This window comes from Vibrio sp. Vb2131, assembly GCF_033338535.1.
Taxonomy (GTDB): Bacteria; Pseudomonadota; Gammaproteobacteria; order Enterobacterales; family Vibrionaceae; genus Vibrio; species Vibrio alginolyticus.
Window position 1 is genome coordinate 1 of record NZ_JAWOSW010000081.1, and the last position, 672, is coordinate 672.

The window sequence follows — 672 nt, forward strand, 5'->3', positions numbered from 1 at the left end:
GGCAAGGACGACATCGATTCTTCGTCCTTGGCACGCACGTTCACACCATTCCAGCTTTTGCGCCATCGACATTCGACCTGCTGGGCCGTATTCAGGGCTGAGGTTAGCAACGAATATCACCTTCGCTTTTCGGTTTGCTGCAATGGCTTTGCCCAGCTCAGGCAATAACAATGGCGGCATAATACTGGTGAGGAAACTGCCTGGGCCAAGAATGATTGCATCGGCTTCTGCCAGAGCAGTAACGGCTTCTTTAGTGGCTGGAACTTCTGGTGAAAGATCTAAGCGACGTAAGTCGGTTTCCATCTCATCCACATTGGTTTCACCTGTGACCCATTGACCGTTCACTGAAAGTGCAGACAAATCCGAAGGGTGCTCTGACATTGGCAGAATATTTACATCAACCTTAAGCATGTTTCGGATCAGATTGATTGCATCCAGCGGTCGAACCGACAAGTTATCCAATGCTGTTAGCATCAAATTGCCAAGGTTGTGGCCGTCCAGCTCTCCCGTACCTTTAAAGCGGTATTCGAACATCATCGAACTGATAGATGGTTCAGTGATTAGCTGGTTGATGCAGTTTCTGGTGTCTCCCCAAGCGATGCCACCTTGGCAGTGACGAATACGCCCAGTTGAACCACCATTGTCGGTTGTGGCAACAATGCCCGTAGCATT

Annotated in this window: 1 protein-coding gene; it reads right to left on the minus strand. The window is 49.6% G+C overall.

What is annotated here, in order from left to right:
- A partial coding sequence (gene yvcK / locus R7E38_RS22980) for a uridine diphosphate-N-acetylglucosamine-binding protein YvcK (RefSeq protein ID WP_318082154.1) occupies positions 1-672 on the minus strand: 672 nt, incomplete at both ends.